Below are 16,880 nucleotides of genomic sequence, written 5' to 3'. Positions count from 1 at the left end.
CAGCGAAGCGCGCGGCGGTGAGCGAACGTCGAGGCACGTCAGTCGCAGCGCCGAGCGCAGCGAGGCGACCGTCTGACGGTGGTTCAAATCCGCCCGAACCCATACCGTTCGTTTTTTGTTTTATATTTTGAGTAGTGGCCGGCGGTGAGACGTGCAGCGAAGCGCGGAACAGTTGCTGTCCGGAGTGGGTTCCGTCGAACGTTCAGACGCTTAATCCGTGATGACTTCTCGGAGGAGCGACGTGGGTGTGGCGTCGTAGGCAGGATTGTCGATGATGAAGCCCTCAGCGGGTTCGAGCATCACCTCGCTCGTCGAGCGGTGTTCGTTTTCGAAGACGAAGCCATCCTCGATGATCTTCGCGCCAGAGCCAACGACCCAGATCGGCACGTCGAGTTGGGCGGCCGTTGCGGAGATGGGGAACGTTCCGACGCGGTTGTACAAGGTGTCGTCGACGATGCAGTCCATGCCGAAGACGACGCGGTCGACATCGGGCAGGACGGTACCACACGCGCTATCGACGATCAAGTGGGGTTCAACGCGGTCGATCGCAGCGAGCACGCGGGCGGTTTTCCGCCCGAGATAGCGCGGACGCGCCTCAGTGACGTACACTTCGAGATGGGTGCCCTCACTGGCCGCGCGTTCGATCGCTTCGAGCACCGTCGAAGAGTAGTCGTGTGTGAGGATCGTCATGCCATCTTGCAGTCGCTCTGCACCGTTCTCTGCGGCTCCTCGCTTTGCGGTTTCGATCCGATCGATCACCGATCGTACCGCGTCAGCCGTGTGGCGCTTTGCCGCCTCGACGGTGTCGGGTTCGTTCTCGACAACGGTGTTGACGATGGTGCGCTGAGTAGTGTGCAACGTCGCGTGCGACGGGTTCGCGCGCCTGAGAGTGTTGCTGTTGCGTTCGAGATCGCGGATGAACTCCTCGACTGTCGCCACGTCGCGCTCGGTGAGCGTTTCGAGCGCCCGTGCGGCCTTGATGGCGACGACAGACGAACTGTGCGTTTGCATCTCGCGTATTTCGTCGACCGTCTCGTCTATCATACTGCATAGCTTCGTAGTTCGTGACAAAGAACTTCTGGCTCCTTGCTGGCAATTGTTGCCAGTTGCTTGGCGGGATAGCCCGGTGGAGTTATATTCGTTCCAGCGGTAGCGAGAGGCAGTGAGCGTTAACGTCGAGCGTTGCACCGTCCGCCCTGGTCAGGACAGATACGGAGAGGCTGCGTGGGAGCTTAAAGAACAGATTCGTCGAACGGAGGGGGTGCTCAAGCAGCGCCACGGGTTTTTCACCGATGCGTACCGTCGGTCGACCGTCTACTGTTACGTTACGGAGGGAGAATCGGAGACGCTCATCGGGTTTGCGGCCGTCCGGCGCGATGGGTACGTCCTCTTTCTGGCCGTCGCACCCGAATTCCGTGGCGACGGCTTTGGGCGGCAGTTGATCAGTACGGTCGCGGACAACTACAGTGGCGTGAGCTGTCACGCCCGGACAACCAACGAGAGCGCCCTCAAGTTCTATGAACATCTCGGCTTCGAGATCGAACGACGCGTAAGCAGTTATTATGAGGACGGTGGCGACGCCTACTACCTCCGGCTCGGAGAGGACGGACTGGCGGATAAGATCTCTCGGTTCGTCGGGTTGTAGCGACAGTTCTCATCCAGCGGAAACGGAATGCGTGAGTTTCATGCCGGGTGCCCGTCGATATTCGGGGGCATGAACGAGCGCACGCGTGAGTATCTTCGTGGGCGATTCGGGGATCACTACCGGCGGTCGGATATCGCGCTACCGCCCGCGGCGAGCGCACGCGAGTGGGGGTTCATCCCGTTCACGGCCGGTCCGGGAACCACGATGATCCGGCACAAGTCGCTGCTCGATCTCGGTGATCTGTCCGCGTTTCTCGTCGATACGTGCCCCCGCCACGTCTACTTCTCTGCGGGACAGTACGACGATCCGGGTACGCGCCCGATGGAGGATAAGGAATGGCGCGGTTCGGATCTCGTGTTTGATCTCGACGGCGATCACCTCCCGAACGTCGATCCCGAGGCGGACACGTACGCCGAGATGCTCAGTGCGTGCAAAGACGCCTTGTTGCGACTGCTCGGATTTCTCCACGACGATTTCGGCTTCGATTCCGAACAGCTGTCGGTCGTGTTCTCCGGTGGGCGGGGATACCACGTCCACGTCCGGACGGAGAGCGTTCGGACACTCGGCCGGGACGCGCGCCGAGAGATCGTGGAGTACGTTCTGGGTGCGGGGATCGACGACATCGACCGGCTTACACGCACCGAGACGGTGGCGGGGATGGGACGGAGCACACCCGCTGAAAAAAAGACGCTCAAAACCGATGGCGGCTGGGGTCGACGAGTCCACGATCGGCTCGTTGCACTGACAGAATCGGTACAAACCGCCGAAAAGGCCGGTGCTATCGAGCAGTTGCGAGCGTTTGATGGCATCGGTGAGAAGGGAGCCGCGAAGCTGTACGAAACAATGACCGAGCGGCCCGCGGAGATTATCGCCGGCAATCTTGACGCGGCGGGCCGGTACACCCCTAAGCTCGCCCAACAGCTGTTTGAGCAAGCGGTTGCAGAGGACTCCGTGCCGATCGACGAGCCGGTGACGACCGACGTCAATCGGCTGATCCGGCTTCCTGGAAGTCTCCACGGCGGGAGTGGGCTTCTCGTTACTCCACTGGACCACGAGGAGATCGAAGCGTTCGACCCGTTCGAGGACGCGGTTCCGAGCACGTTCGAGGACGCCGAGATCAGGATCGAGACTGAGCAGGCGGTGGAGCTTGGACGGATCGGGGAGGAAAGAGATAAGATCCCGGCAGGCAATCATACTGTGCAGGAGTCAGTTGGCGTGTTCCTCATGGCCCGAGGACGCGCTGAGAAGGCACCAGAATGAACCTCGATGAGTTACAATCCGTGCAGAGCCGTGAGCGACAGATAGATAGCCTCCAGCAGCTTCACGACACGTTTTATGAGGACGCTGGGCGGTTCATTCGACAGCTACGCGAAGAACGCGAGCAGGTCGCTGCGGCGGCCGACGATCCGTTTGATTCGACCGATGTTCAGCGGCTTACAGACGAGATCGACACCGCAGAACGGACCGTTGAGGCGATTTACGAGCGCCGCATCGGGAAACTCGTCAAACAAGCCAGCCTCGAAGCCGCTGGCATGGCTGCCGACGTGGAGGGTCTCACCCGCGAGGAACGTTCTGCCTTCGACAGCCTCGTTTCCACCATCGAATCGAACCGAACGCGGGTACTTGATGAGGTACTGGCAAACGCCCCCGCCGAGCGTGATTCCGACACCGCCTCGACCGATCCCGAATCCAACCCTGAACTCAAATCCGAAACGACACCGTCCGGCGGTTCCTCCAGCGACGAGGTGTCTCCACCACCAGACCGCGAACTAGCGGCAGAAGCTCCGGACAGAGACGCTGCTGTTGCTGACACCTCTGTCGACGCGTCGAGTGGTGGCAGCACCCCTGAAACGACGGCCGACGCCGACAACTCAGTCGCTATCGCGTCGGATCCCCGCCCTCCGCCCGAGACGACGAGCGAGGATACCGGGGACGTGCCCGTCCACACGCAACCGGCTGCTGATTCTCCTGATGCGTCGGTGAACGCGAGTCCATCGAAGCATCCGGACGTGGATCGAGTGACGGTTCGAATCACGAACGACGTGGGCGAGATCCTCTGTGTCGACGACCGGGCGTACGAGCTGTCTACGGACGACATCGTCACGCTTCCGAAACCGAACGCCCAACCGCTCATCGATCACGACGCGGCAACCAGACTCGAAGAACGGTAGCGGGTGGCGGTGTCAGTCTAGTTGTGGCTGTGCGATGACGGTCGTCCAGCAGACTGGGCAGTCGTACATTCGTCGCCGTCCGTCTTCGTCCGTGATTTCGACGACATGCCAATCACCTGTTAGAGGACTTTCGTGCCCACAGGTCGGACAGATGAGCACCGATTTGTGGCCTGTGGGCTGCTGTGTTCCTTCCGGCTGTGATCGGTGTTGAGACGTGGTGGTCATCAGCGGTCGCTACGCCAAGCGGGATCATAGGTCTGGTGGCACCGCAGAAAGACAGCTGACCGATGAGTTAGCAATGGGAGTTATGCCTGTGGGTGGGCAGTCACTGGTATGCCCGACTACCGACCGATCGCAGAAGCGGAATACGAGGAGTACACCCGGCTTCTTCACTACGCGTTTTCGCCGGCAGAGACGTACGAACCGACCGAATCGAGGGACGACGCGCCCGACTGGTCGACGATCGCAGAGGAACGTGGGTTGTACGCGGACGGGGAGCTGGTGAGCACCGTCGCACACTACTGGCACGCGCTTTGGATCCGGGGGGCGTACCGCGATGTTGCCGGCGTTGCTGAGGTTTCGACACCCCCGAACCACCGCCGGAACGGATACAGCCGACAGCTGCTGTCCGAATCGCTCCGGGAGTACCACGAGCGGGAGGTGAACTTCGCCGCGCTGTGGCCGTTCAGCCACTCTTTTTACAGACAACTCGGCTGGGGTCGCTGTTCGGATCGGCTCTCGATCGCGTGCACGCCCGACACGCTCGGGTTTGTGAATCGTAGCGATCCCCCTGCGTCCAGTGATTTCGTCGATCTCGACGCCGACCGCTGGGCGGAACTGGATCGGGTGTATGAGAATGGCAACGATCACGAGTTAGCCATGGACCGTACTGAGCAATGGTGGCGAAAGCGGGTGTTCGAGTGGCGAACCGATCCCTACGTCGCCGGCTGGGAGCGCGACGGTGAGCTTCGGGGCTATCTGGTGTACACCATTGAGGACGACGAACAGCGAACAATGGCGGTTGAGGAACTCGGCGCGATCGACACCGAGGCGTACACCGAACTGCTACGTTTCTGTCGGTACCACGACTCACAGGTCGACCGGATCACAATCAACGCGAAGGACATGCTGGTGTCCGACTTCGTTGACGATCCGTACGCCGTCGACATCGAGGTTCAGCCCGGCGCGATGATTCGAGTTGTTGATGTCGAGCGCGCGTTATCGTCGCTGTCGTATCCCACCGACGGAGCGGTCGTGTTGGAAGTGATCGATGGGATCGCGGAGTGGAACGATCGGCGGTTTCGACTCGTCGTCGAGGACGGCGTTCCGACGTGTACGGTGACAGGTGACAGCCCAGACGCGACGGTCGATGTGGCCACGCTCTCCCAGATCGTCGTGGGCTACCGGGGCGTCGAACGCGCTGCACAGACCGGTGGACTCCGGGCGTCGCAGGCGACCCTCGAAACCCTGACAGCGTTGTTCCCCCGAACGGAGCCGTACCTCCGGGAGTGGTTCTGATCGTCACGTCGGTGATTGGCTGTAGATGAGATTGCGCTGAACCTCGTTTGCGCCCTCGTAGATAACCGGCACACGAACGTCACGGTAGACGCGCGCGATCCGCCGATCGGTAAGGATCGATCGGCCGCCGTGAAGCTGCATCCCTTGCTCAGCGCACATCGTGGCCGTTTCAGTGGATTTGGTTTTGGCCATTGCGGCCCAAAAGCCCGACTGCTCCCGGTTTTCGACCTTCCGGGCGGCACGCCAGTTGAGTGCTCGTGCGGCCTCGAATTCCGTTCGCATTTCCGCGAGCGTGTGCTGGACGGACTGGAATTCGCTGATGTCCCGTCCGAACGCTTCACGGTCGTGGACGAACGACCACGCCGCTTCGATCGCTGCCGCTGCCAGCCCGAGTCCGTGCCCGCCGACCGCGATGCGGCCGTGGTTGAAAAACTCCGCCAGAATGTAAAAGCCGCTGCCCTCCGCGCCGATGCGGTTCTCAACCGGGATCCGACAGTCATCGAACGTGATGTGGGCCTGTTTCGACGCCCGCATCGCCATCTTCTCGGGGATGTGTTCGGCCTCATAGCCCGCCGTGTCGGTTGGGACGATGAACAGCGAGTAGTTGCCGTATCTGTTCTGCTCGTTGTCGCCCGTCTTGGCGTACAACGTTACCCAGTCGGCTTCGACGCCGTTACCGATCCAGTATTTCTCCCCGTTCAGGACGTACTCGTCACCCTCCTTGGTGGCGGTCGTCCGCATTCCAGCCAGATCGCTCCCGCTTTCGGGCTCGGACACCGCAAGCCCAGTGATTTGGTCGTTCTCCGCAACCGGTCTGAGGAACTCCTCTTTTTGCTGTTCGGTCCCGTGGTCTTCGAGGATCTCGGCCCCGAACGATGCGAGCATCAGCGTCAGACCGATCCCGGCGTCAGCGCGGTACAACTCTTCGGCAATCGCAAGGAGCTGTTGGAGATCGAACCCCCGTCCTCCGTACTCCTCACCGATGTCCTGGGCGACCAGTCCGGCGTCCATTCCCGCTTCCAGTACGTCCCATGGATACTCACCGCTACGGAAATACTCCTCCGCAACCGGCTCGATCTCCTCGGTTGCGAACTCACGCGCTTGCTGTTTGACTGGCTGTGCATGCTCAGGCACCACACTGTCGTCTAACAACTCCATCGCCATGCGGTATCTTCACGTTCGACGGTGAAGTAGATCGTGGAACGCACGACCGAAGAAAACGCGTTAAACGTCCGGTGCGATCGATCCCGTTTCCCAGCTATCGTTTATCGTTTGTGACTCACTGCGACCCCTTCTCCGAGGGGAAGCAGCGCCGTCTCGAACGCGGGATCGTCGTTGACCGTCCGCAGGTAGTCCGCCATCCCGCGCGTACTCTCGGTTGTCTCGGTGTCCGCTCCGTCGACCAACTCCGCGAGCGCATCGAACTCGATCGCGCCGGATGTCATGGCGTTGTCCGCGACGATCAGTCCACCCGATGAAACTTTCTCACGGACCGCTTCGAACGCCTCGCGGTAGCGGTGTTTCTCGTTGTCGATGAGGACAATATCGAACGGTCCATCGTACTGCTTCACGGTGTCGATCGCGTCGCCGGCTTCGATGGTCGCCTGGTCGAGATACCCCCCGCGATCGAGATACTCGCGGGCCTGTTCGAGGTTGTCCGGATCGAGATCGGTGAGTACGATCTCTCCGTCACTCGGCAACTCCCGCGCGAACCAGTACGCCGAGTAGCCAAATCCCGATCCGAACTCGAACACCGACTTCGCGCCGGTCGTTCGCACCAGCAGCGACAGCCACCCGCCGACAGCAGGACCGACGTGGGGAAAGTTCTGCTCCTCAGCGTGGGCGTCCATCTCGCTGATCACCTCGTCTGGCTGGGGACCGATGGCGGTTGCGAATCGAGCCACTCGATCGGAAACGGTCGGATCCATGATCTGTTATCGGACGGTGGGTATAAAAACACACGGCTGACTCACTTGCGGGAGGGTAGCGTCTAAAAGCGATTTCACCGATCGGTTCCGCCTCGGATCGTTCCGCGCGGTTCGGGCGGAGCGATTTTTAGTGGGCTACTCTTCGGACGACTCGGTCGATGCGATCGATCGGATGACCGGGATCGGCCCGGAGTCTTCGGCTGTGGACTGTGCCCAGTGTTCCGATCCCGGATCGTCGGTTTGTTCGATGTCACGTTCGTCTTCCGATTCGTCCGTCTGTTCGTCATCGCTTTCGGTTGCCTCATCCGTCTCGTCGGCTTTCACTTCCTGTTCGTCCGTTTCGACATCGTCGCCATCATTATCGTCGTCATCGTCGCGGCGAGATTCGGATCGGGATGTCTCCGTTCCGTCCGATTCACTCCCGTTATCCCTGAACGCGGACGAGACCGTTCTGGACACGCGCGTCGATTCGGTTGTCGATTCGAAGTCGGTTTGCCGATCGTCTGTCGTTCCGTTCGCCCGCGCCTGTTCGGACGCCACGAAGACGTTTTCCTCGTCGAGGATCTCCGTAAGGGCGTCTCGTGCAGCCGCTTCACGGCTTTTGATGACAATACTGAACTGCGTTCCGAGGGCAAAAAACATCGCACCGACGCCGGCAGCGGCCAGCGCCATCGACCGAGCGGTTCCGACGACGACCGAAGACACCGTTGCACCGAGGAGTGCTCCGAGGAGCGCGAGCCACACCATTCCGCGAACTCGGTTCCGGTCGCCAGCAGTGAATCGACGATGGATGAGTACGATGAGTCCGATCATCCCGACTACCACGAGCGCCACGAGCGGCACCACGTTCACGCCGTACCGCACCGTCGGCTCGAACACGGCACCAGCAAACGCGGCGATCAAGGCTGCGAGCAACAGTAGTTCGAGATGAATCCGGTCGAGTTCTATCCGTATCATGTGTTGTCGACTCCGCGATCGCGTGCACCCTATATCCACGTGATCGGACCGCGCCGAACGACCGCTGTCGGTGCGGTCCGTTCCAACCTCGGTGGCTGGGTGGGTGCCCACGATCGCTAGTGACGAGTTGCATAACGGTAGGGGGGTACTTTATCTGTTTGATAGTGAACGACGCTGGACAACTCTGTTCGGCTGTGTGACACACACTGCCGGTCTCACTGTCGCTCCGTCGTTACTCGCGTTCAGCGCCTTCGAGCAACCCCAATACGGCTTCGTGGTCGCCGTCCATTCGTGTGAGTAGCTCGCAGACGGTGGACCGTGTTTGTTCCTCGACGGTCACCAGAACCATTCCTGCGTCAGGCTGGCCGTACACGACGCTGGCGCCGAGCGGCGCGGCGATGATCGCTGGCAGCGCGGCGAGATCTTCTTCTCCATCGACGACGATCGCGGTTGTTTCCCCGTCGTCAATCGCTTGCGAGAGTGTTTCTAACATCTCCCGTGACAGCGTAGCGGCAGGGTTCTCGACTGCGTGCTTGCGATCGAACGGCGTGAGATCCACCGGCGTATCGAGCGGCGTTCGTTTCGTCTGCCCGTCGACGAGCGCTACGGAAGGAGTGGTTACCGACAGCAGATGCTCGGTGACGACATCACCGACGGCGACGATCGGCGTACCGGCGGTCTCGAATAGCGCCTCTGGGTCGGTGTACACCGGCCCGAGCGGATCTTTCAGCTCCGCCCGGAGCGATCGAGGAAGGGTGAGCACGTTATCTGACCTTCAGGGCGTAAGCGCCCGGACGGGTAACGTTCATCTCTTCGGCAACCTCGCTTCGTTCGGGATGGGCGATCACAACGTATCCGGCCCAGTCCTCGGTGAGGCTGCTTGATCCACAGGCAGTACACGTCTGTGCGTCCGGATCGTTCACGAAATGGCATTCACGACACGCCAATCGTTTGTTCGCCACGGTTATTCACCCGCTGCCGTCGGCTCGTTTTCTCTCTGCTCCCGGAGCCATCCGATCTTGCCTAGCCCCGGCTGTTTGGCTGTCAAGCCGATCTTGCTGTCCCGAGGGTTGCGCTCGTCGATGCTCTTGGTTACGATGCGCGTCCGAACCGAGTCACCCACACCGAGCGTGCTGTTCGATTCCCGAGAGGCGAGTTGCTGGTTCTCCTCGTCGAACGAGAGGTACTCATCTGAGATCTGCGAGACGTGTAACAGCCCGTCGACCGGTCCGATCCCGATGAACGTTCCGAAGTTGACGACTTCCACGACTTCCCCGTCGACCACTTCCTGCATCTGCGGATCGAACGTGACAGCGTCGAACTCCGCCTCATAATAGACGCCCGGCTGGTTCGGAAGCACGGTTCCTTCACCGACTTCCACGACATCGACGATGCTGACGACGCTCCCAACGTCTTCGTCCATTCGTCCTTCGAGCTTGTCCTGTAACAACCGCTTGACCAACGTCTCCGACACGTCCGCGAGGTGTTTCGGTGGCACCTCGACTGTATCGCGTAGTCTAACCCGTTTATACATGTTTACTGAATATCAAGTTTGTTCTGGCCTCTCAAACAGATTGCTTCGACGGAGAGCCGGTCACGGAGAGGCCCGTCGTTCGTGACCACGTACTCACACCCCCCGCGATCGGCAAGTTCCACGAGTGCGTCGTCGGCGTACGACGCCTCGGTGTTGACGACGGCACAGCGCTCAGCGAGATCTCGCCCGACGGTGGCCGCCGTCGCTTCCGTTCCGTGGCCCGACGCGAGCGAGTCGAGTTCCTCGATGACTGCCTGTGGCGTGATGAGTTCGTACTCTCCGAGCAATCGGTCGAGCTGCTCGAACACGCGAACGTCGCATTCGACTGGCATCATCAATGCGTTGGTGTCCATCGCAACTCGATCCATTGTTTACCTGTGCGTTGTCGTTCGTTCCCCTGTCCGTGTTAGTCGACGAGCGTTCCGATCCCGATGAGCCGCCAGCGGGTTCCCACTCGTCTGTTGATGGCGATTTTCGCACCTGACTGGGCACACACGGGTCGTTTGAGGTTCACTTCGCATTCGTTTTCCCGTGCACTCGTCACTGCGCCGACCGTCGTTGCCGTTCCGACGGTGAGCATCAGCGGTTCGCCGGTGTTGATCGGTTCGATCTCATCTCCCCCAACGAGCCGTTCGAGCAACTCGACTTCGATCGTGAAGGAGTCCCACGTCGGGGGCAGTGTGCCGGGCGGTCCGGCGACCTGTCCGGCGAGCGCGTCACCCTTGGTGAGCGACGGATCGAGACCGGTTCCGACGCCGAGGAGTCCACCGGGACCAACCTCTTCGAGCAGATCGTCGCCTGCCTGTAGCGACCGGATCGTCGTCGTGATCGGTCGGTATTCGGACTGTCCCTCCTCTTCGAATTCCCGGCCGGGGCGGAGTTCGATCTCGTCACCGGTGTGCAGTCGCCCGCGAACGAGACTCCCGCCCAGAACCCCACCCATCAACTCGTCGAACGTCGTTCCCGGTCGGTTGATATCGAAACTCCGGGCCACCTGTAGCTGTGGATCAGTGTCCGGTGCGGTGTCGGGGGTCGGTATCTCCTCTTCGATCGCCTGCATCAGCAGATCCATGTTGACGCCCCGCTGGGCGGAGATCGGCACGACCGGCGCGTCTTCTGCGACGGTGCCCGCAACGAAATCAGTGATCTGCTGGTAGTTCTCGCGGGCGATTTCGTTGTCCACGAGGTCGATCTTGTTTTGAGCGATCACGATGTTCTCGATCCCGATGATATCGAGGGCCATCAGGTGCTCTGCCGTCTGGGCTTGGGGTACCGGTTCGTTCGCCCCGATGACGAGCACCGCCCCGTCCATCATCGCCGCCCCCGAGAGCATCGTCGCCATCAGCGTCTCGTGACCGGGCGCGTCAACGAACGAGACCGTCCGAACTACCTCGCTTTCGGACCCGTCCGGACACGTCTCCTCGACAGTGTAACACTCCGGCGCGTCCATGTCGGGGCACCGACGGAACGTGGCGTCGGCGTAGCCGAGCCGGATCGATATCCCGCGTTTCATCTCCTCGGAATGCTGGTCGGTCCACTCGCCACTGAGCGCCTGCACCAGCGTCGTTTTGCCGTGGTCGACGTGGCCGACGAGACCGATGTTCACCTCCGGTTGTCGGTGTTCCCGTGTCATCTCGATAGTAATACGGTTATATCTCTCCGTCGTGAGCATAAACCTGCTGTTCTTCGAACCGCCTTCTGTCGCTGCGGTGTACTCTCCCGAACGAGAGACATACCACAGAGGGAACGGTGTGCCCCTACTCGATGTCGATCTCCCCCGCGACGCGCTGGAGCACACGATTGCAGGGTACGCAATCGTTCATTTCCACACGGCGGTCGTCGGTCCGTTTCCGTTCCGATCCGCATTCAGTGTTTGGGTCTCACAAACACGCAGTTCTGGGTGTCGTGGCGACCAAGCCGTTTGTCGTGATTCTATCATCGACTCTGTGGTCCATCAAGCGCGATAGTACCTGTAGATACCAACCGAAAATCATAATCGCAGCCGTGGAGATCGCAGTGACATGGGAACGACAGCTCACATAGTTGAATATTCGATTGCTCTCTGGCTTGCGATGAACAACGTGATCGAAATCTTTCTCCAGCGGCTAGTGGGAATGGCAGCGTGGGCGTCACTCCCAGACTGGTTGGGACCGACGGCATTCAATCTGTACGTCCCTGTGATCGTTGCGAACCTCATCGTTCTCCGGTATCCATCGGTCTCTCGCCGTCGTTTCTGGGTGTTCTGTCTCACGACGAAGGTTGTTTCTCTCTTCCTATTCGCGCCAATCCTCCTCTCGTTTGCACCCACGAGCATTTCCCCGAGCCAGCACCTCCCGAAAGCGCTCGCGTTTCTGGGAGCGTGGTTTGTCGCAGCGGCGTTTTCGCACGCGTTCGTGACTAACGACGGCTATCGACGAGCGTACCGGCGGTTCGAAGCGCAGTCCCGGGTGTGATCGCCGTTACGATACCCGGTACTATTCAGGAAGGAATTTATTATCTATGACATCATCGCAGTCAACGGGGATCGCCTCCCACGCGGCCTGAACGGCCTTGTAGCCAGTCCATCCCTCGCCTCTCAAAAGTTCTGCACAAGCTTTACAGAAGGCCTCCTGACTGCTTGCGTCTGCTTGCATCGTGAGATACAACAGAAAAGGGGGCGCGACAGCTTGCCCTGTTGCTTCCTGAGCTGCAAACGTCCGTCGGAGCATTTCCCGACCAGCGTGATCCATCAGGATTGCGAATCGATACGCGCCCGGATTGGCTTCGATCTCTCGTCGAATCGACTCCTCGCCAGCATCTTCACCGTGAGGGCGAGGCACACACGTGACAACCGAAAATGCCTCTATTGTATCGTCTTCGAACGGTTCTATTGCAGTGTTACTCCCGTTGTAGAGCCAGTGGTCCCGCGATCCTTCAACTGCGTAGGTGGGCGTCTCACGCCGATGGCGTTTCAACTCTTGGATGCACACGTTCGTGGTCGTGATCGTCAGTGTATCTCGGACGATTGGCCACAACGACGATCAACGCGTCCGTATCGGCAATGATCGGATGACGAGTCTTGTCTGCCATCTACGATCAGTCTTGAACCACGTCGTCAGTGTCTAGCTCCATCGCCGCTTCGAACGCTGCCTGCTCGCGGTCGATTTCCTCTATCGCGTCACCGAGCAGCACACGAGCCACGTCCTCGTCGATCTCATCGGCCGCGTAGCGACGGTGGATCCGGATCTTGTCTTCCTCCGAGAGCGTTCGACGGAGCATCTCTCGCAGTCCCTGGCGCGCGAGCTCACTCACATTGATTCCACCGAGGCGCATCTCGTCCAGCGTCTCTGCAGCCGCTTTCTCGGCTCCTGCTCGGAACTGCACCTTCTCGTTGTACCCTGCTCCACTCATGTCGGAGATTACTAGACCCGATACGATAAGCGTTGTGACGCGTCTGGCGTGTCATGACAGATTCTCCGTGGTGGCCTTGTTATCATTCCATGCGTTGTCGGATCGCTGTAGCGCCGTCATCAACTCCTCGGGGCGTTGTGTTCCGACGGACACGTCTCGATCGGCCCGCCGAGAGCTGGACCCGCTCAACCGATTCGATCTCCGAAAACGGAACCCGTCGCGCCCGGAGATGCAACGGGAACAACTGGACCGAAAGACCGCTCTCAGTCACTTCAGTTGTGAGCCGTGCGGGAACGAACAACGCGAGCGGAGCCAAAGCGACTCCGGTTCCGAGTAATACACCCCCCCGAACACCCATTTCGACGCCCAACACGACCGGTACTGGCACTCCGGTTGCGACGATCAGCGCGGGGATCCACGACTCGAACCGTTGTTCTTCGCTGAATACAGGGACTTCTGGGACAGCCACGGCTCGAAATTACCACTCTGATGATTACGTATTTTGTCACGACGTGCGGCTTTTGCTTGTCCCACTCCAAAGCCTACTGTGCGCGAATTTGGGTTCGAGATGGTTCTCTGTGGCGTCCTCGAAGGCAGTGATCCACCGTCGATCGTGAGCCGACAGCTCGGGGCGAGCACGCGCGGTCGCCGCGTTGTCGACATTCTCACCGTCACGCCCGGCCCGGCGTTCGACGCCCGCACGACGATCACCGCCGAATCCATTCCCGAGGCGGCCATCACCGCTGACGTGGGCGTCGGTCGCTTTCGATACTGGAAAGACTGTTTCGACTGTCACCCCGATCGCGCCCGTCGGGCTACGGAGCGCGCTATCGAGATCGGCTTTTTCGAGCGAGAACGCCGGAACGGGCGGACGTGCGTCCGCCAAACCGCGCGCTATCCCGACTGGTTCAGAACACTACGAGCCATCGAGAACAAACCCGATCTCGATCGGCCGGGCGAGTTGGCTCGACAGCTCCGGACCGACGTTAGCCTCGCGGTTTGCGACGAAGTGATTCTCGCAACCCAATCCCACGTCACCGGCGCGCATCTGAACCGTATCCCTGCGGAAGTGGGCGTCTGGCAGTTCGATCCCGACACCGGCGAACGCGACGTGATCCGTGCACCCGAACGGCTGCCCACCGACGCGGGCGTCGAACCCCTCGACCGCCACCCTACCCGCACGGATATCGCCGTGGTGAGTGGCGACGAACTCAATCGCCTCAGACGACAACTTGCCGAACGCGCCTACGGCAAAGGGTGGCGAGTGCCGTTCCCTTCGTGTCCCCACGTGGAGAACCGGACGGTGCCCCCCGCGAGCACCGAGACTACAAGTACCGATGGCGTCCCCTACTGCACCCAGCAACAACGGATCGTCCGGCCGTCCGACGCCTGTAATTCCTCTGTGTCCGCCGACTCCGATGTCGATATCGCAGCAATCCGTGATCGACACTCGCCGTGGGTTCGGTCTCCGACGGGAACTGCCACTACCCAGTCCTCGCTCGCTCGCTTTGGAACGAACTGACCATGAACGCAGGCGTTTGTTTGGTATGTTTTCGTATACGTTCCGAAAGCTCTTTGAGGTAGTTTAGGTTATCCAAAAACAGAGACCGAATGGTGATCGAAACGGCTGTGTCGCCCAGACACATGGCACGGTGCGATGGGCAGGCCCTCGACGGCGTCGGACACGCGGCTCACGAACCACGGGATCCGGGACGCCGATGCACGAAACGGATCGCACGACGGTGATATGATGTCTGATACAGAACACGTAGGAGGGATCACGGCATCAAATGAGAACAATGAGGACGTGTCCCATACCAGTGCGAACGGAACCGATAGCGCGCTTCACGGCGAAAATCTCTCCATCTCGTATCCGGCGAGCGACGGTCCTGTGGTGGAGTGTGACCGCATCGACGTTCCCGAGGGATCGATCACGGCGTTGGTCGGTCCCAACGGGAGCGGCAAAAGTACGCTGTTGAAAACGTTGTCCGATCATCTCGCGCCAGACAGTGGCTCGGTCGTGTTGAACGGGCGTGAGATCCAGCAGTACGGAAGCAAGGAACTCGCACGCGCGCTCGGCCATCTCTCCCAAGAGAACGAGTCGCCCGAGAGTTTGACGGTGGGTGATCTCGTTGCTCATGGACGGTATCCCCACCGGGGCTTTTTCGATGCTGTGAGTGACAGCGACCGCGAGGCGATTGATCGGGCGCTCGACTTAGCCGGTGTCGACCATCTCCGTGAGACGGAGATCGGAAACCTCAGTGGGGGGCAGAAACAGCTCGCGTGGATCGCCATGGTGCTCGCGCAGGAAACAGACACGCTGTTGCTCGACGAACCAACCACGTTCCTCGATCTCCACCACCAGCTCCGCGTGATGGAGACGATCAGTCGACTCAACGAGACTGAAGGGGTGACCGTGGCAATTGTGCTCCATGACATCGCGCAGGCGGCTCGGTTTGCGGATTATCTCATTGCGCTCAATGACGGCGCTGTCTACGATTGGGGACCGCCACGAGAGGTAGTCACCGAGGAACTGCTGGCGGACGTGTTCAAGATTGACGCCGCTGTCACCTACGGACCCGATCCTCAGATCCTCCCGAAACGATCCATCACCGAGTAGCATGTATCGATCATCACACTGCGTTGTCGGCTTCGCATCGCCGCTCAGTAGATTCCTGTCACGATGAGCACGAAATCCACCGGTCAGAAATCAGACGAACCAAGCACAGACGAGTACGACGTGGCGATCGTCGGCGGCGGTGCCTCCGGGTTGGCTGCGGCCGTGTTCACCGCTCGATATGGGTTCGATACAGTCGTGTTCGACCGCGGACCGTCCGCGATCCACCGTTGTTACAGCATCGGGAACTATCTCGGCTTTCTCGGGATCGATCCGGCGGCGTTCCTCGAACTCGGGCGCGCCCACGCCCAGTACGAGGGCAGTGAGATCGTCGATGATTTCGTCGTCTCGGTCGAACGAGACGCTGACGCGGACGGCTTTCGGCTACACACTCAAGACGGCTGTGATCTCACTGCCGCCTCGGTGATCGCCGCCTCGGCGTACAACGCGGACTATTTGAGTGACCTCGATGGTGGCACGTTCCACGAGTCGGGCACTCACCCTGTCGACTGTGAGGAAGCGACCGGTCGGACGGCGATCGATGGGCTGTACGTCGCTGGCTGGCTGTCGGGCAGCCCCCATCAGGTGCTCATCAGCGCGGGCCACGGTGCTCGGGTTGCCAAATCGCTCATTGAGGATCGTCGCTTGGCGAACGGCTTTTGGGAGGAAGTCGCCCAGTACTGGGACTGGCAGGTCGAAGGCGGCACGTACGGGGACGAGTCGTGGCAACAGCACATCGACGACTGGGTTGAAGAGACGATCCCCGAGGATGAAGCCATCTCCGAGGAGCGACGCGAGCGCGTCACCGAAGCGATCACTGAGGAGCGGCTGGATTTCCAGCTCTCGGACGCCGAACGCGAACAACGACTGGCCGATGGCGCTGCGCTGCTCCGTGAACACGTGCTCGAAGCGGAGCCACTACAGGACGCAAAACAGGATCCACAACACGAACAGGATCCACAACACGAACAGGATCCACAACAACAGGATCACGAACAACTCGAAGCCTAAAGCACCCACCTTTTTTCCGTTCGGGTGGCGCAGCCACCCTCACCGCGCGAGACGGTCGCTCACTCCGTTCGCGCTGCGACTCGCTGTCGCCAGAAGCCTTCTGCTTCTG

The 16,880-nt window shown here is 60.4% G+C and carries 23 protein-coding genes; 9 read left to right on the top strand and 14 right to left on the bottom strand.

Translation table 11 applies throughout. The features are described from left to right. Positions 1 to 210: 210 nt before the first annotated feature. On the bottom strand, positions 211 to 1,044 hold the full coding sequence (locus tag EIK79_RS17245; RefSeq protein ID WP_124956957.1) for a translation initiation factor eIF-2B: 834 nt from the start codon (positions 1,042 to 1,044) through the stop codon (positions 211 to 213). 118 nt (positions 1,045 to 1,162) lie between these two features. Between EIK79_RS17245 and EIK79_RS17240 the strand changes: the two genes are divergently transcribed. From EIK79_RS17240 to EIK79_RS17230, 3 genes are all read left to right on the top strand, one after another. Continuing rightward, the gene (locus tag EIK79_RS17240; protein ID WP_124956955.1) at positions 1,163 to 1,645 is read left to right on the top strand and encodes a GNAT family N-acetyltransferase; all 483 of its coding nucleotides are present in this window, start codon (positions 1,163 to 1,165) and stop codon (positions 1,643 to 1,645) included. 69 nt (positions 1,646 to 1,714) lie between these two features. Beyond that, positions 1,715 to 2,905 carry a DNA primase small subunit PriS gene (priS, locus tag EIK79_RS17235; RefSeq protein ID WP_124956953.1) on the top strand — a complete coding sequence of 397 codons (1,191 nt, stop codon included), beginning with the start codon at positions 1,715 to 1,717 and terminating at the stop codon, positions 2,903 to 2,905. Further along, the gene (locus EIK79_RS17230) at positions 2,902 to 3,816 is read left to right on the top strand and encodes a hypothetical protein (protein ID WP_124956951.1); all 915 of its coding nucleotides are present in this window, start codon (positions 2,902 to 2,904) and stop codon (positions 3,814 to 3,816) included. The genes priS and EIK79_RS17230 overlap by 4 nt, the downstream gene beginning before the upstream one ends. 12 nt (positions 3,817 to 3,828) lie before the next feature. Here EIK79_RS17230 and EIK79_RS17225 read toward each other — a convergent pair whose 3' ends face one another. Beyond that, positions 3,829 to 4,041, bottom strand: coding sequence for a hypothetical protein (locus EIK79_RS17225; RefSeq protein ID WP_124956949.1), 213 nt, complete (start codon positions 4,039 to 4,041; stop codon positions 3,829 to 3,831). Positions 4,042 to 4,149: 108 nt separating this feature from the next. Between EIK79_RS17225 and EIK79_RS17220 the strand changes: the two genes are divergently transcribed. Then, a complete protein-coding gene (locus EIK79_RS17220; RefSeq protein WP_124956947.1) occupies positions 4,150 to 5,334 on the top strand; it encodes a GNAT family N-acetyltransferase in 1,185 nt (394 codons plus the stop codon). Between the two features lie 3 nt (positions 5,335 to 5,337). Here EIK79_RS17220 and EIK79_RS17215 read toward each other — a convergent pair whose 3' ends face one another. The 8 genes from EIK79_RS17215 to EIK79_RS17180 form a co-directional block, all read right to left on the bottom strand. Then, positions 5,338 to 6,492 (bottom strand): acyl-CoA dehydrogenase family protein, encoded by a 1,155-nt coding sequence (locus EIK79_RS17215; protein ID WP_124956959.1) that lies wholly within the window; start codon positions 6,490 to 6,492, stop codon positions 5,338 to 5,340. 107 nt (positions 6,493 to 6,599) lie between these two features. Continuing rightward, positions 6,600 to 7,262, bottom strand: coding sequence for an O-methyltransferase (locus tag EIK79_RS17210; protein ID WP_124956945.1), 663 nt, complete (start codon positions 7,260 to 7,262; stop codon positions 6,600 to 6,602). Positions 7,263 to 7,397: 135 nt separating this feature from the next. Then, positions 7,398 to 8,219, bottom strand: coding sequence for a hypothetical protein (locus EIK79_RS17205; RefSeq protein WP_124956943.1), 822 nt, complete (start codon positions 8,217 to 8,219; stop codon positions 7,398 to 7,400). A 232-nt stretch (positions 8,220 to 8,451) separates the two neighbouring features. Further along, the gene (locus EIK79_RS17200; RefSeq protein ID WP_124956941.1) at positions 8,452 to 8,982 is read right to left on the bottom strand and encodes a GTP-dependent dephospho-CoA kinase family protein; all 531 of its coding nucleotides are present in this window, start codon (positions 8,980 to 8,982) and stop codon (positions 8,452 to 8,454) included. Position 8,983: 1 nt separating this feature from the next. Further along, positions 8,984 to 9,181, bottom strand: a complete 198-nt coding sequence (spt4, locus tag EIK79_RS17195) for a transcription elongation factor subunit Spt4 (protein WP_124956939.1) — start codon at positions 9,179 to 9,181, stop codon at positions 8,984 to 8,986. Between the two features lie 2 nt (positions 9,182 to 9,183). Next, positions 9,184 to 9,753, bottom strand: coding sequence for a DNA-directed RNA polymerase (locus EIK79_RS17190; RefSeq protein WP_124956937.1), 570 nt, complete (start codon positions 9,751 to 9,753; stop codon positions 9,184 to 9,186). Between the two features lie 2 nt (positions 9,754 to 9,755). Continuing rightward, complete coding sequence (locus EIK79_RS17185; protein ID WP_233738251.1) at positions 9,756 to 10,106, bottom strand: twitching motility protein PilT; 351 nt, start codon at positions 10,104 to 10,106, stop codon at positions 9,756 to 9,758. 53 nt (positions 10,107 to 10,159) lie between these two features. Continuing rightward, a complete protein-coding gene (locus tag EIK79_RS17180) occupies positions 10,160 to 11,386 on the bottom strand; it encodes a translation initiation factor IF-2 subunit gamma (protein WP_124956933.1) in 1,227 nt (408 codons plus the stop codon). 31 nt (positions 11,387 to 11,417) lie between these two features. Here EIK79_RS17180 and EIK79_RS17175 point away from each other — a divergent pair, with 31 nt between their 5' ends. Together EIK79_RS17175 and EIK79_RS17170 are read left to right on the top strand one after the other, a co-directional pair. Then, positions 11,418 to 11,720, top strand: a complete 303-nt coding sequence (locus EIK79_RS17175; protein WP_124956931.1) for a hypothetical protein — start codon at positions 11,418 to 11,420, stop codon at positions 11,718 to 11,720. Between the two features lie 54 nt (positions 11,721 to 11,774). Continuing rightward, positions 11,775 to 12,206, top strand: a complete 432-nt coding sequence (locus tag EIK79_RS17170) for a hypothetical protein (protein WP_124956929.1) — start codon at positions 11,775 to 11,777, stop codon at positions 12,204 to 12,206. 21 nt (positions 12,207 to 12,227) lie between these two features. Here EIK79_RS17170 and EIK79_RS17165 read toward each other — a convergent pair whose 3' ends face one another. The 4 genes from EIK79_RS17165 to EIK79_RS17155 form a co-directional block, all read right to left on the bottom strand. Continuing rightward, positions 12,228 to 12,707, bottom strand: coding sequence for a hypothetical protein (locus tag EIK79_RS17165; protein ID WP_124956927.1), 480 nt, complete (start codon positions 12,705 to 12,707; stop codon positions 12,228 to 12,230). Further along, a complete protein-coding gene (locus tag EIK79_RS19090) occupies positions 12,688 to 12,822 on the bottom strand; it encodes a hypothetical protein (protein WP_267900552.1) in 135 nt (44 codons plus the stop codon). Before EIK79_RS19090 ends, EIK79_RS17165 begins: the two co-directional genes overlap by 20 nt. Before the next feature lie 6 nt (positions 12,823 to 12,828). Continuing rightward, a complete protein-coding gene (locus EIK79_RS17160) occupies positions 12,829 to 13,143 on the bottom strand; it encodes a hypothetical protein (protein WP_124956925.1) in 315 nt (104 codons plus the stop codon). 82 nt (positions 13,144 to 13,225) lie between these two features. Next, positions 13,226 to 13,612, bottom strand: coding sequence for a hypothetical protein (locus EIK79_RS17155; protein WP_124956923.1), 387 nt, complete (start codon positions 13,610 to 13,612; stop codon positions 13,226 to 13,228). Positions 13,613 to 13,690: 78 nt separating this feature from the next. Between EIK79_RS17155 and EIK79_RS17150 the strand changes: the two genes are divergently transcribed. The 3 genes from EIK79_RS17150 to EIK79_RS17140 all read left to right on the top strand — a co-directional run bounded on the left by EIK79_RS17150 (position 13,691) and on the right by EIK79_RS17140 (position 16,771). Further along, positions 13,691 to 14,665, top strand: a complete 975-nt coding sequence (locus EIK79_RS17150) for a DUF5787 family protein (protein WP_124956921.1) — start codon at positions 13,691 to 13,693, stop codon at positions 14,663 to 14,665. Positions 14,666 to 14,890: 225 nt separating this feature from the next. Beyond that, positions 14,891 to 15,763, top strand: a complete 873-nt coding sequence (locus EIK79_RS17145) for an ABC transporter ATP-binding protein (protein WP_221621786.1) — start codon at positions 14,891 to 14,893, stop codon at positions 15,761 to 15,763. A 63-nt stretch (positions 15,764 to 15,826) separates the two neighbouring features. Then, on the top strand, positions 15,827 to 16,771 hold the full coding sequence (locus EIK79_RS17140; RefSeq protein ID WP_124956917.1) for an NAD(P)-binding protein: 945 nt from the start codon (positions 15,827 to 15,829) through the stop codon (positions 16,769 to 16,771). Positions 16,772 to 16,880 lie beyond the last annotated feature (109 nt).

Source organism: Halocatena pleomorpha, from assembly GCF_003862495.1.
Classification (GTDB): domain Archaea; phylum Halobacteriota; class Halobacteria; order Halobacteriales; family Haloarculaceae; genus Halocatena; species Halocatena pleomorpha.
Note: the sequence above shows the minus strand (reverse complement) of the source record. Positions and strands in the feature narration are given on the sequence as shown.

What these genes read in the sequence shown, in the direction of transcription:
- EIK79_RS17140 (WP_124956917.1), top strand. Translation starts at nt 15,827, where the DNA reads ATGAGCACGAAATCCACCGGTCAGAAATCAGACGAACCAAGCACAGAC.
- EIK79_RS17225 (WP_124956949.1), bottom strand. Translation starts at nt 4,041, where the DNA reads ATGACCACCACGTCTCAACACCGATCACAGCCGGAAGGAACACAGCAG.
- EIK79_RS17230 (WP_124956951.1), top strand. Translation starts at nt 2,902, where the DNA reads ATGAACCTCGATGAGTTACAATCCGTGCAGAGCCGTGAGCGACAGATA.
- EIK79_RS17210 (WP_124956945.1), bottom strand. Translation starts at nt 7,262, where the DNA reads ATGGATCCGACCGTTTCCGATCGAGTGGCTCGATTCGCAACCGCCATC.
- EIK79_RS19090 (WP_267900552.1), bottom strand. Translation starts at nt 12,822, where the DNA reads ATGGCAGACAAGACTCGTCATCCGATCATTGCCGATACGGACGCGTTG.
- EIK79_RS17215 (WP_124956959.1), bottom strand. Translation starts at nt 6,492, where the DNA reads ATGGAGTTGTTAGACGACAGTGTGGTGCCTGAGCATGCACAGCCAGTC.
- EIK79_RS17170 (WP_124956929.1), top strand. Translation starts at nt 11,775, where the DNA reads ATGGGAACGACAGCTCACATAGTTGAATATTCGATTGCTCTCTGGCTT.
- EIK79_RS17190 (WP_124956937.1), bottom strand. Translation starts at nt 9,753, where the DNA reads ATGTATAAACGGGTTAGACTACGCGATACAGTCGAGGTGCCACCGAAA.
- EIK79_RS17220 (WP_124956947.1), top strand. Translation starts at nt 4,150, where the DNA reads ATGCCCGACTACCGACCGATCGCAGAAGCGGAATACGAGGAGTACACC.
- priS (WP_124956953.1), top strand. Translation starts at nt 1,715, where the DNA reads ATGAACGAGCGCACGCGTGAGTATCTTCGTGGGCGATTCGGGGATCAC.
- EIK79_RS17145 (WP_221621786.1), top strand. Translation starts at nt 14,891, where the DNA reads ATGATGTCTGATACAGAACACGTAGGAGGGATCACGGCATCAAATGAG.
- EIK79_RS17245 (WP_124956957.1), bottom strand. Translation starts at nt 1,044, where the DNA reads ATGATAGACGAGACGGTCGACGAAATACGCGAGATGCAAACGCACAGT.
- EIK79_RS17160 (WP_124956925.1), bottom strand. Translation starts at nt 13,143, where the DNA reads ATGAGTGGAGCAGGGTACAACGAGAAGGTGCAGTTCCGAGCAGGAGCC.
- EIK79_RS17180 (WP_124956933.1), bottom strand. Translation starts at nt 11,386, where the DNA reads ATGACACGGGAACACCGACAACCGGAGGTGAACATCGGTCTCGTCGGC.
- EIK79_RS17185 (WP_233738251.1), bottom strand. Translation starts at nt 10,106, where the DNA reads ATGGACACCAACGCATTGATGATGCCAGTCGAATGCGACGTTCGCGTG.
- EIK79_RS17205 (WP_124956943.1), bottom strand. Translation starts at nt 8,219, where the DNA reads ATGATACGGATAGAACTCGACCGGATTCATCTCGAACTACTGTTGCTC.